The organism is Bartonella sp. AP150HLJHH (assembly GCF_042196385.1).
Taxonomy (GTDB): domain Bacteria; phylum Pseudomonadota; class Alphaproteobacteria; order Rhizobiales; family Rhizobiaceae; genus Bartonella.
Window position 1 is genome coordinate 273,118 of the sequence record NZ_JBHIQC010000001.1, and the last position, 12,977, is coordinate 286,094.

Annotated in this window: 10 protein-coding genes; 8 read left to right on the top strand and 2 right to left on the bottom strand. The window is 38.2% G+C overall.

All coding sequences use genetic code 11. The features are described 5' to 3' along the window. The 8 genes from dnaN to gpsA all read left to right on the top strand — a co-directional run bounded on the left by dnaN (position 1) and on the right by gpsA (position 8,898). A complete protein-coding gene (dnaN, locus tag ACFING_RS01035; protein ID WP_375620838.1) occupies positions 1 to 1,122 on the top strand; it encodes a DNA polymerase III subunit beta in 1,122 nt (373 codons plus the stop codon). Positions 1,123 to 1,142: 20 nt separating this feature from the next. Next, positions 1,143 to 2,276 (top strand): DNA replication/repair protein RecF, encoded by a 1,134-nt coding sequence (recF, locus tag ACFING_RS01040; RefSeq protein WP_375611469.1) that lies wholly within the window; start codon positions 1,143 to 1,145, stop codon positions 2,274 to 2,276. Positions 2,277 to 2,330: 54 nt separating this feature from the next. Continuing rightward, a complete protein-coding gene (gene aroQ / locus ACFING_RS01045; RefSeq protein ID WP_375611431.1) occupies positions 2,331 to 2,783 on the top strand; it encodes a type II 3-dehydroquinate dehydratase in 453 nt (150 codons plus the stop codon). Positions 2,784 to 2,913: 130 nt separating this feature from the next. After that, positions 2,914 to 3,885: a ubiquinol oxidase subunit II gene (cyoA, locus tag ACFING_RS01050; RefSeq protein ID WP_375611432.1), complete on the top strand. Its 972-nt coding sequence runs from the start codon at positions 2,914 to 2,916 to the stop codon at positions 3,883 to 3,885. 76 nt (positions 3,886 to 3,961) lie between these two features. After that, positions 3,962 to 5,980, top strand: a complete 2,019-nt coding sequence (cyoB, locus tag ACFING_RS01055; protein WP_375611433.1) for a cytochrome o ubiquinol oxidase subunit I — start codon at positions 3,962 to 3,964, stop codon at positions 5,978 to 5,980. After that, on the top strand, positions 5,977 to 6,645 hold the full coding sequence (locus ACFING_RS01060) for a cytochrome (ubi)quinol oxidase subunit III (RefSeq protein WP_375617543.1): 669 nt from the start codon (positions 5,977 to 5,979) through the stop codon (positions 6,643 to 6,645). The genes cyoB and ACFING_RS01060 overlap by 4 nt, the downstream gene beginning before the upstream one ends. Next, positions 6,645 to 7,493, top strand: a complete 849-nt coding sequence (gene cyoD / locus ACFING_RS01065; protein ID WP_375629259.1) for a cytochrome o ubiquinol oxidase subunit IV — start codon at positions 6,645 to 6,647, stop codon at positions 7,491 to 7,493. The genes ACFING_RS01060 and cyoD overlap by 1 nt, the downstream gene beginning before the upstream one ends. Before the next feature lie 397 nt (positions 7,494 to 7,890). Beyond that, the gene (gene gpsA, locus ACFING_RS01070; RefSeq protein WP_375629261.1) at positions 7,891 to 8,898 is read left to right on the top strand and encodes an NAD(P)H-dependent glycerol-3-phosphate dehydrogenase; all 1,008 of its coding nucleotides are present in this window, start codon (positions 7,891 to 7,893) and stop codon (positions 8,896 to 8,898) included. Positions 8,899 to 10,838: 1,940 nt separating this feature from the next. On the opposite strand, the gene fabI is transcribed toward gpsA, so the two are convergent. Beyond that, a complete protein-coding gene (fabI, locus tag ACFING_RS01075) occupies positions 10,839 to 11,657 on the bottom strand; it encodes an enoyl-ACP reductase FabI (RefSeq protein ID WP_375620835.1) in 819 nt (272 codons plus the stop codon). A gap of 48 nt (positions 11,658 to 11,705) precedes the next feature. Beyond that, on the bottom strand, positions 11,706 to 12,926 hold the full coding sequence (gene fabB / locus ACFING_RS01080) for a beta-ketoacyl-ACP synthase I (RefSeq protein WP_375629263.1): 1,221 nt from the start codon (positions 12,924 to 12,926) through the stop codon (positions 11,706 to 11,708). Between the last annotated feature and the right edge of the window lie 51 nt (positions 12,927 to 12,977).

Genomic DNA, 12,977 nt, shown 5'->3' on the forward strand with positions numbered 1-12,977 from the left:
ATGCGTATTACAGTTGATCGCAGTCAATTTCTCAAGTCTCTTGGTCGGGTTCACCGTGTGGTAGAGCGCCGTAATACTGTTCCTATTTTATCGAATGTGTTGATTGATGCAGAAAATGGCCGTGTACAGTTAAAAGCAACAGACCTTGATTTAGAGGTTATGGAATCTTTTGCAGTTAATGTTAAACAAGCTGGAGCAACAACTGTTCCGGCACATTTGCTCTATGATATCATTCGAAAACTTCCTGATAGCAATGAAGTTGTATTATCCCTCGATGAGAATCAAGCAGGTACAATGTCCATTGTTTCGGGTTGTGCACATTTTCAGCTTCAATGTCTTCCGAGGGCAGACTTTCCAGAGTCGCTTCCTGGGCAATTTGGTTATCGTTTTTCTCTATCGGCATCAGGCTTAAAACATTTACTTGATTGTACACAATTTGCTATTTCTACTGAAGAAACCCGTTATTATCTTAATGGTATTTATTTCCATATTATTAATGATGGTGTTTTGAAATTGCGTTTGGTTGCAACTGATGGTCATCGTTTGGCACAAGTTGAGATGGAAGCTCCTTCGGGAGTTGAAGGAATGCCTGGTGTTATTGTTCCCCGTAAAGCTGTAGGAGAATTGCAAAAACTTCTTTCAGAAGAAAATGATAGCGATGTATGTATAGAGCTTTCGGAGACAAAAATTCGTTTTTCTATAGGCTCTGTGATTTTTACATCAAAATTAATTGATGGAACATTTCCAGATTATCAACGTGTTATCCCTCTTGGAAATGATAAAGAATTAATTGTTAATAGGCAGGACTTTTCTTCTGCAGTTGATCGTGTTTCAACGATTTCAAGTGATCGGGGGCGTGCAGTTAAATTAACGATTGAGCATGGACAGTTAAGGCTTGTTGTTAATAGCCCAGATTCGGGCAGTGCAGAAGATCAATTATCAGTAACTTATGCATCTGAACCGCTTGAGATAGGATTTAATTCACGTTATCTTTTGGATATTGCTGGGCAGCTTTCAAGTGATGAGATGGTTTTTATGTTGGCTGAGGCTGGAGCACCAGCTCTGATTCGTGATAATGATGATGCGGATGTGCTCTATGTACTGATGCCTATTCGCGTTTAGGGGCAGTTGTTTTGCAATGCATAGCCAGTCATGTGCACAAAGTGGCAGTGAGGCAGCTGAAGCTTTTACGTTATCGCAATTATTCTTTTTTCAATATTCATTTTTCTGGTCAGCATGTGGTTTTTACTGGGCATAATGGTGCTGGTAAGACGAATCTTTTAGAGGCGTTATCTTTTCTTTCTCCTGGTCGTGGTTTGCGGCGTGCTGTTTATTCTGACGTTAGTTTTGTAGATGGTGGTGGTGGAGGATTTGTTGTATTTGCGCGTCTTGAATGCGCTCTTTATGGTGAAGTAAAGATTGGTACAGCTTTTGAGGTTAGCGATAACAGTCGAAAGGTCCATATTAATGGTGTGAATGAGTCGAGTGATTGCCTAACAGATTATTGTCATATTAGTGTCCTAACACCGTCTATGGATGGTCTTTTTACAGGTCCTTCACTTGAGCGCCGTAGTTTTTTGGACCGTATGGTTTTGGCGATTGATCCCTTGCATAGGCGCCGCATAGCCGATTATGATAGAGCTATGCGCGCACGTAATCGTTTGTTTTTAGATGGAAATGAAGATTGTGCTTGGTTTGATGCTTTAGAAAAGCAAATGGCAGAATTGGCGACAGCTATTTCTGCGGCGCGTGTTGATGTTATTCGTCTTTTAAATGACATGTTTACACAAATGCCCTCACAGATACCTTTTCCACGAGCTTTTTTGCAAATTGATGGTTTTTTAGAAACAGCTCTTAGTGAAATATCAGCAACTGAAGTTGAAGAACAATTTTGTGATCGATTGCGGCATAATCGCGCAATGGATCGTGCTGCTGGTCGGACGTTAGAAGGACCACATCGTGCAGATTTGCAGGTTTTTTATGCTGATAAAAATAGAGCAGCAACATCTTGTTCAACAGGTGAACAAAAAGCGCTGCTAACAGGTTTAGTTTTGTGTCATGCACGTCTAACAGGTATGATGTCGGAAAGATCTCCCATTCTTCTTCTTGATGAAATGGCTGCCCATCTTGATTCGCATCGACGTGCTGCTCTATTTGATATTCTTGATGATTTAGCTGTACAAACATTTATGACAGGAACAGATCGTCTTTTATTTGATGACTTAAAAGGACGCGCAGAATTCTTTGAGATTAAGGATGGAGCTTTATTGCCGTAAAAACATGCTAAATATTTTTTTAATAAGTGATAGGTCTGAAAGAAAAGGCTTGCTATGTCAGAGATAATAACGATTTTAAATGGTCCTAATTTAAATTTTCTAGGTCAACGTGAGCCAGAAATTTATGGAACTGAAACTCTAGAAGATATTGAAAAAAGATGCAGAGAATGGGCAAAAAAAAATGATATTATAATAAATTTTTATCAAAGTAACTATGAAGGGCAATTAGTGGCATGGATACAAGAAGCAATAGAGGCAAGTTCTGGATTGATCATTAACCCAGCGGCTTACAGTCATACATCTGTTGCACTTCTTGATGCCCTAAAAATGTTTTCAGGGCCGAAAGTAGAAGTTCATTTATCTCATATTTATCAGCGTGAAGCTTTTCGTCACCATTCTTATACATCTGCAGGTGTAGACGCTATCATAACTGGGTGTGGAGGTGATGGATATCGGTTTGCACTTGAGTATATTGCAAAACAATTAAGCAAAACAATTAAATTGTGATAGGTAAAGAGTAAGCGTTTAATAAGAGTAATATAGGCATTTAATTCTCTTGATAATTATTTTCAAATCTGTACAATGTGAGGTATATATTTATGACAGTTTTTAGTGCGTATGACGGGGGTAAATAGAGATGAAAAGCTTTGTTAGACAATTAGAAATGCTTGTGATTTTAGGGGGAGCACTGCTTTTGTCTGGTTGTAAAATTGATGTTATGCAGCCATCAGGTTATGTTGCACGTCAACAGCTCATTTTGATCGTTGTTTGTGTGGTGGTGATGCTTTGTATTGTTATCCCAGTTATGGTGAGTGTGGTATTTTTAGCTATAAAATATCGTGCATCGAATATGAAAGCGGACTATTCTCCTGATTGGGCACATTCAAATAAAATTGAAGCATTGATGTGGGGTATTCCAGTTGTAATTGTAATGGTTTTAGGTTCATTAACAGCTTATTATACCTATAAGCTTGAACCTACAAATCCTCTTCCAGTGGAAGTTGTAGGTGAAGGAAAGCCATTACAGATTGATGCTGTTGCTCTTGATTGGAAATGGCTTTTTATTTATCCTGAATACGGTGTTGCATCGATTAATGAGATTTATGCGCCTGAAGGACGTCAAGTTTTATTGCAATTGACGTCAGAGAATTCTGTCAATGCTTTTTGGGTTCCCAAATTGGGTACAGTTCTTTACGCTATGCCGCAGATGAATGCTAAGTTGCATTTGGTCGCTGAAGAGCAAGGAGTATTCAAAGGAGCCTCAGCAAATTATAGTGGTGATGGTTTTTCGGGTATGCGGTTTAAGTGGCATTCTGTGTCTTTGCAGGATTTTGAGGATTGGATTGTAAAAGCTCGGGCTAATGGTCGAGTACTTGATCGTTCATCTTATCGTCAACTTTCTATTGCGCCTCGTATGGGTGATATTGCTGCGAAGGAAAAAGATGCTGAAGTTCGTTATTTTGCACCTGTTGAGAAGCGGCTTTACTATCGTGTTGTTAATCGATGTGTCGATGAAAAGACGGTATGTAATGAAGATTTAATGAAACGTGCTGCTGCTCAGACGCTATGGGGTGCACTATGTTCAGTATTTGATCCTGATGTTATTTAACAGAGTCAATAAAGTAAAGAGCCCTTTTAACAAAGGTTTCTTTTAAACTTGAATTTCATTTGAAATGGGTTGAGAAATGTTTGGAAGACTTACAGATCCTACGGCAGGTGCTTTTCATGCGCTTGCACATGAACCGATCGTTTTGTATACATGTATTGCGATTGTTTTGGTTGGTTTAATTGCTGTTATTGCTCTAACAGTACTTGGGTGGTGGGGGATTCTATGGCGAAATTGGATTACAACGGTTGACCATAAACGCATAGGTATTATGTACATCGTTCTTGGAATTATTATGCTTGTTCGCGGTTTTGCGGACGCACTTATGATGCGAACGCATCAAGCTTTAGCTCTTGGGAGTGAAACAGCAGGTTATTTGCCCCCTGAGCATTTTGATCAAATTTTTTCGGCGCATGGTACGATCATGATTTTTTTCATGGCCACGCCTATTTTATTTGGTCTTTTTAATTATCTTATACCACTTCAAATTGGTGCGCGTGATGTTGCTTTTCCCTTTGCAAATAATCTAGGTTTTTGGATTACGGCTGCAGGGGCGATATTGATTAACATATCCCTAGGTGTTGGGAATTTTGGTCGTGGTGGTTGGTTGATGTATCCACCTTTTACAGAATTGCAAACGAGTCCAGATACAGGGGTAGATTATTATTTATGGTCACTTCAGCTTTCTGGTATTGCAACAACAATGGGATCAGTGAATTTTATTGCAACGATGATTAAAATGCGTGCTCCTGGAATGACAATGATGAGAATGCCTATTTTTTGTTGGAGTGCTTTTGTCAGCAATGTTCTTATTGTAGTCATTTATCCTGTTTTGGCTGTAGCATTTGCACTCTTGGCATGTGATCGTTATTTGAACATGAATTTCTTTACCAATGTTGGTGGCGGAAATCCGATGGTATGGATTAACTATGTTTGGGTTTTTGGTCATCCTGAGGTTTATGTTTTGGTTGTTCCTGCTTTTGGAATTGTTTCTGAAGTTGTATCAACTTTTTCTTCAAAACGCCTCTTTGGTTATACTTCAATGATATGGGCCATGTTGGTTATTTTGATTCTTTCGCTTCTTGTTTGGGGCCATCATTTCTTCACAATGGGTGGGGGTGAAGCTGTAAATACCTTCTTTAGTATTGCTACGATGATTATTGCAGTTCCAACCGGTGTAAAAGTTTTTAATTGGCTGCTTACGATGTATAGAGGTCGGATTCGCTTTGAGCCTCCTATGCTTTGGTGCATGGGTATGATCTTTACATTTGTTGGTGGTGGATTAACAGGTGTTTTATTATCTATTGTTCCTGCTGATTGGCAGTTTCATAATTCGCTCTTTTTGATAGCACATTTCCATCATACAATTATTGGAGGTGTGGTTTTTGCGTACTTAGCGGGGATTGCATTTTGGTTTCCAAAAGTTTTTGGTTATAAACCAAATCGCATACTAGGTATTACATCTTTTTGGTGTTGGTTTATTGGTTTTTACCTTGCCTTTTTCCCGGTTTATGCGCTTGGTTTAATGGGGGCGACGCGTCGTCTGCAGCATTACATGGAACCTAGTTGGCAGCCGATGTTTATTATTGCTGCATTGGGTGCTTGTATTATCTTACTTGGTATCCTTTGTTTTGTGCTACAGGTTGTTTTGGCGATTTGGTACGGTATTAAGCATAAAGGGCACTTACCGGTAACATTAAATGATTCTTGGGGTGATGCACGTACACTTGAATGGTTTACCTCTTCACCGCCTCCTTCTTATAATTTTGCCCTCCTTCCAAAGATACAGTCTGATGATGCTTATTGGAATATGAAGAAAAGTGGTTATCAACGGCCGACAAGTGGATTTACAAAAATTCATATGCCATCGAATACATCGGCTGGAATTATTGCTGGCTTCTTCTCATTAGTTGTTGGTTTTGCGCTTGTTTGGCATATTTGGTGGCTTGTTGCGGTTGGACTGGTTGGTTTTATTGCAACGCTTGTGTGTCATTCATTAACAGGTGATCATCATGGTTACTATATTCCAGCTGAAGAAGTGCAAAAAACTGAAGATGCCTTTACGGCTGTTCTTAAAGAACAAGGAGTGACAGTATGAGTGCTGTAACAATGAATAACGCGAGTACTATAGATGAACTTCACCACGATAGTAGCTCGGTAATGACGTTTGGTTTTTGGGTCTATATTCTTTCAGACTTAATCCTGTTTTCGACACTGTTTTCAAGTTTTGCTGTATTTTCTGCTTCTTATGGTGGTGGTAAAGCGGGCAGTGAGTTTATAGATTTAAAGTTTGTTTTGGTTGAGACTGCTTTCTTGTTGTTTTCGTCCGTCACTTATGGCTTTGCAATGGTACAAGCACATAAAAATAACATCAGTGGTGTGCGTTTATGGATGGCTATTACCTTTGTATTGGGGTGTTGCTTCATTGGTATGGAACTTTACGAATTTCATGAACTTTTGAGTGAGGTTTTTTATTTTGATCCAAATGCTTATGCGGGTATTGATCCTGCAACAGGTTTACAGCTTTTTGGACGGGAAATTCTCTCTGCTTATTGGTCAGCATTTTTTGCTTTGGTTGGCACCCATGGACTTCACGTAAGTGTTGGCCTTCTTTGGATGGTTGTGATGTTTTTTCATCTTCGTCGTAATGGCTTGGATCAGAACAATAAAACACGTTTAGCATGTCTTTCCATTTTTTGGCATTTACTTGATATTGTATGGATTGGTGTTTTCACCATGGTTTATCTATTAGGAGCGTTGTGATGAGCGTGCAAAATGAAACACATGGTCCCAGTACTGGTTCCTATTTGGTTGGTTTTATTCTAGCTGTATTTTTCACTTTGGGTTCTTTTATTCCTGTGATGTATGGAATGATGGAAAGTTGGGCAGTTAGTACAAAGGTTGCGTATCTTATTGGGATGGCGATTATTCAGATTATAGTACAAATTGTTTTCTTTTTGCACTTGAATTCTGGTCCAGACGCCAAGTGGAATTTAAGCGCGTTGTGGTTTGCTGCTATTTGCATTTTTGTTATTATTGGGGGAACTTGGTGGGCTATTTCTCATTTGAATTATAATATGATGGGTGGTTCAGGACGTGTTATTGAACCGGAAATATCAAGTAGAGATGATTCTTCAGTGTCTGAGCAGTTATCAAACAAAGATATCTCCGTAAGAAAACAGCCAGAAAAGATACAGGGCTCAGAGGTTTCGATGGAGCAAGGTGCAAGTACGCAAACTCCTTTAGATCAAGCACCTGGTTCAGAAATGCCTATGGGGCAGGGTCTAAGTACGCAAACTCCTGTAGATCAAGCACCTGGTTCAGAAATGCCCATGGGGCAGGGTCTAAGTACGCAAACTCCTGTAGATCAAGCACCTGGTTCAGAAATGCCCATGGGGCAGGGTCTAAGTACGCAAACTCCTGTAGATCAAGCACCTGGTTCAGAAATGCCTATGGGGCAGGGTCTAAGTACGCAAACTCCTGTAGATCAAGCACCTGGTTCAGAAATGCCTATGGGGCAGGGTCTAAGTACGCAAACTCCTGTAGATCAAGCACCTAGTTCAGAAATGCCCATGGAGCAAGGTCCAAATACGCAGTTTCCTGTGGAGTAGTTGTTAGAAATATCTACGGAGCTGATGCGGCATGTATCAGCTTCGTAGAAGAATTCGTGGGATATAAAGCAGGAGATAAGTACAAGATATCAGTGGAATGAGTATCATTATTTTGAATATACTTTTAATTTAAAAGAGAAAGTCCGTGGGGTATTTAGTCAATCTTTAATTTTTGAGACAAATAGCTATTTGTAGAATATACAAAAAGTGATGTTTGTAAAATTTACTACAAAGAAAGAGAATGTGCGAAACAAGTTTTTATATTGTGTGAGATAAAAAAGCTACGAAGCAGTAATATTTTTAGATTTAAAGAATTTATATTAAAGATAGCATTAAAATTATTGTAATAATAATATGCAATTGAAATCAAAAATTTAGAGAATAATCAGAAAATTTAATGAAAACCGTTGCAATGACAGTTATAGGTGCTGGTTCTTTTGGTACTGCATTAGCGATAGCTCTTGCCCGTAATGGTCATAATGTTTTACTTTGGGGATATAGTCCTCAACATATCAAAGAATTACAGGAACAACGTTGTAATCAAGTATATTTACCCGATGTTCGATTTCCTGAAAATTTATTACTTGAAGCTTCCCTTGAAACTGCAATAACGGCAAGTCACAATATATTAATCGCTGTTCCAAGCCATGTATTTCATCAAGTTTTGTATAATATTCAGCCTTATTTAGATCAGCATTCACGCGTTATTTGGGCTACAAAAGGTTTAGAACATGGTACTGGACGTTTCTTACAAGAGGTTGCTCGTGAGATTTTAGGTGAAAAAATTCCTTTAGCTGTTTTTTCTGGACCAACTTTTGCTCAAGAACTAGCTATTGGTTGGCCTACTGCAATGACGATAGCAGCTTCTGATGTTGAGTTTGGTAAAGAATTGCAGCAACTTTTTCATTGTGACAAAAGTTTTAGAGTTTATAAAAGTTCAGATATGATTGGTGTTCAATTAGGGGGGGCAGTCAAAAATGTTATTGCTATTGGTGCAGGAATATCAGATGGCATAGGTTTTGGGGCAAATGCACGAATAGCTCTTATCACACGAGGACTAGCTGAAATCAGTCGTTTAGGGGGGGCTATGGGTGCTGAGCTTTCCACATTTATGGGAATGACAGGCTTAGGTGATCTGGTTTTGACATGTACTGATAATCAGTCGCGTAATCGCCGTTTTGGAATACTTCTTGGTAAAGGAATAGATATAAAAGAAGCAGAAAAACAAATTGGTCAGGTTGTGGAAGGATACTTAAATACCAAGGAAGTATATACGTTGGCGCAGCGTATTGGGGTAGAAATGCCCATTGTAGAACAAATTTATCAAATTCTCTATTGTGGTAAAAATATAACTGAAGCGGCAAACACATTACTAAGTCGCGCCCTCAAGGACGAAATTCAATAATATCCTGTTTTTTAATAATTCCAATCGTAAAAAATAGAAACATGCTATGATAGACATATAAAATAGATTTTATTGATGGTTGTATAAGGCAGTCATATTCCAGAAAATTATAGATTCATATCATTCGATTCTTTATGAAACATGGCTGAAATATAAAAGTTTTGGCTTTTGTCTAAGAGCTATCTCTTTGAAGATAAATTGTCGTTTCCACTTATACATGTTTATGTAATGTAATGAACAAGATATTTTTATTGTCTCTTAAATTCATCTCACAATGATATTTGCAAACAGAATAATACAAGACTCATTAGGTAGAAGCATCTTATTTATGTAACGTATAAGCTAAGAATATCGGGGCAGGGATATTGCGAATCTCTGTTTTTGTAATTCTTTAAAACAAGAAGACAATCTAATTTGGGAAGAAGATGAAATTTTAAAGCTGAAAATCTGTTCCCATTTCTACAATCATTTTTAAATTCGGTTTTACGCTATCTAAAGCAATATCTTTTAAATAATAGAGATTATCTCACACCTTTATTTTCTCATTTTCTAATGAAAGCATTTCTCTGATGTGTCAGGTAAAATAGAATGCCCAAAAAAACACGATTGCTGTTGTATATTCATGTTCTTGTTTTAAAGAGACCTCTCTCTTAAAACTCCCAAGTCCACTTCGCGACGGTGACCGTGAATAGTATAACGATAAAGCCATTGTGCACATCCCCATCTTTACGTTTATGAAGGAGGAAGACGAGCATCATTACCCCCCAATGTTGAAACAGCTCTTGGCACTTGAAGCTGTTCAGTAGAGATATTTAAGCCTTTTATTTTCTCACATGTCAATTCTGTTTTTTATATGCAAGAAATGATTTTTGGAATTATAACTTTGAAAGTCTAAGATTGAGAAAATGTTATTGTACTTGTTTGTGACTGTCAGTTAAACTAAAAAATAATGTGATTATAAAGATAAAAAATTGATTTATATAAATAATTCATTTTATTTTTGTATTGAGTTAATTAAAAATATGTGTTTGCTTGTCACAAGCGGGTTAGTACGTGGATAAAAAATTATTAAAGATACTTCTAATGAATCATCTCAAGTGTCAAGGGTTGTTTCAATATTAGAACATGGCAAGTAAAATGACGGTGTCGGTTTGTCATCTGTATAAACATTAAAATGGTGGTAAAAAAAGGATTTTATATACTTCACAGGGATTTTTTATACGTTTTACAGGTACCATTGTGAAATGGAATGGCATGCATTGAGAGATATCTTAAAAAAATGCATGAAGGAGCAACAGCTATAGTGTTTTTGGGTGTTCTATTTTACCTGACATATCAAAGAAACGCTTTCATTAAAGAACGAGCAAAATAAAGGTGTGAGGTAAAGAGTAATCTCCATTATTAAAAAAACATTGATGTAGATGCTTTTAAAATCGTAAAGTCTCATTAAAGAATAATAGTAAAATTAACGATTGATTTCTTTACGCCTTCATATTCTTCCTAAATTAGATTGTATTTGCGTTTCAAGAATAAATCAAACGGTAGAAATATTTTTTTTTCAATTTGCTACACAAAAGCTGAAACTAAGGATTTTAATAATTCTCTAATCTCTGTTTCAAACTGCGGTGGCATGAGAGTTGGATATTGATTTATAAGCAATGGCAAAAGCGTATACTTTAGTAAGGTAAATGACGTCATAAAACACAAACTTTATCAACCATGAATTGAAGAAATATTCCGGCTTTTTATAAAATATTTTGCGAAACAAGGCATCGTACATCTGGTTTTGTATTCACTTATTCTTACAAACACTTGTACACATGCCTTACGTCATATTATTATAAGTCAATACACTGTTATATAGCTGAGAAAGTACTCAATACCCGATTAAAGCACTATGCACATGATTGATTTTATTTTTTAGTGCAATAAAATAAAATTTATCCTTCTTGAGAATCGTCACTTTTTTTTAGTTCTTCAAGTATTGGCATAGACATGATGTTATAGCCTGAATCAACATAATGGATTTCACCTGTGACACCTGATGATAAGTCAGAGAGTAGATAAAGAGCAGATTTTCCAATTTCATGAATATTTACGGTACGACGTAATGGGGCATTACGGCGTTGATGTGAAAATATTGCCCGTGCAGCTGCAATACCATTACCTGCTAAAGTTCTAACAGGACCAGCGGAAATCGCATTGACACGAATATTTTGAGGACCAAAGTCCGCTGCTAAATAACGTACCATAGCTTCTAAAGCTGCTTTAGCAACACCCATGATGTTATAATTAGGCACAACTTGCTGTGAAGCACCATAGGTAAGAGTTAAAAGTGCTCCTCCATTCGGCATAAGCTTACCCGCGCGCTGGGCAATTTCAGTAAAGGAATAAGCTGAAATAACCATCGTGCGTTGAAAGTTTTCACGTGTTGTAACATCAACGTAACGCCCTTTTAGCTGAGTTTTATCTGAAAAACCAATGGCATGTACAATAAAATCAATTGTTTTCCATTCTTTTTCAAGTTGCTCAAAGACGTAATCAATATTTTCACTTTTTTCAACGTCACACTCTAGCACTAATTTGCAGCCAAGTTTATCTGCTAGGGGATGAACACGTTTGCCAAAAGCATTTCCTTGATAAGTCAACGCTAATTCCGCTCCTGCTTGTGCGAGCTGACAGGCAATGCCCCAAGCAATTGAATGGTCATTCGCAATTCCCATAATAAGGCCGCGTTTGCCCTCCATCAAACCTTTCATATTATTCTCCGTAAGACCGTACTTTTTTCAATTACTAAGAGCTTTTGTTTATACATAACGTTGGAAAACAAGCGTTGCATTGGTACCGCCAAAGCCAAAAGTATTCGACAATACGGTATTCAGTTGTTGATGATCACGTCGTTCACGAACGATTGGCATATCAGCAAAAGCTGGATCAAGTTCTTCAATATGGGCACTTTCACAAATAAAATTATGATTCATCATTAACAATGTATAGATTGCTTCATGAACACCTGCTGCTCCCAAGGAATGTCCTGTTAGAGACTTGGTAGCGGAAATGGGGGGGCATTGATCACCTGCTCCAAAGACACGACGGATAGCTTCTATCTCAGGAGGATCACCAACAGGAGTTGCTGTCGCATGGGGATTGATATAATCAATTTTATTATTGACTGTTGCAAGAGCCATGCGCATGCACCGCTCCGCTCCCTCTCCTGATGGGGCAACCATATCATGTCCATCGGATGTCGCACCGTATCCAACGATTTCTCCGTAGATTTTTGCACCACGTGCTTTAGCAAGTTCTAAATCTTCAAGGACTAAAACGCCAGCCCCTCCAGCAATGACAAAACCATCACGATTAACATCATAAGCACGTGAAGCTTTGTGAGGGGTGTCATTATATCTGCTGGACATAGCGCCCATGGCATCGAATAAAACAGATAGTGTCCAATCCAAATCTTCGCAGCCTCCGGCAAAGATGCGCTTCTGTTTACCATATTGAATCATTTCGTAAGCATTACCAATACAATGATTGGAGGTAGCACAAGCTGAAGAGATTGAATAATTGATCCCCTTTATTTTAAAGAAAGTTGCTAATGTTGCAGATGCTGTAGAACTCATCGCTTTAGGGACAACAAAAGGTCCAACACGTTTTGGGCCTTTTTGGCGTGTAATGTCAGCAGCTTCTACGATTGAATGTGTTGAAGCACCTCCAGAACCCATAATAATACCCGTGTGTTCGTTCGATACTTCATGCGGTTCTAGACCCGCATCAGCAATTGCTTGATCCATGGCGATATGATTCCATGCTGTTCCACGCCCATGAAAACGTAGAGCACGTCGATCTACGAGTTCTTCTATATTAATATCGGGCTTGCCATAAACTCTGCTACGAAAGCCTAATTCAGCATATTGAGGTGCGTAAGAAATTCCGGATTTTGCTTCACGTAAACTGGTTAAAACAGCTCCAAGGTTATTTCCAATTGCGGAGACAATTCCCATTCCGGTTACAACAACTCGACGCATTCATACCTCCTCGTTCCATACAGAATAGTGAAAAGTTCTTTCTGACGGAAA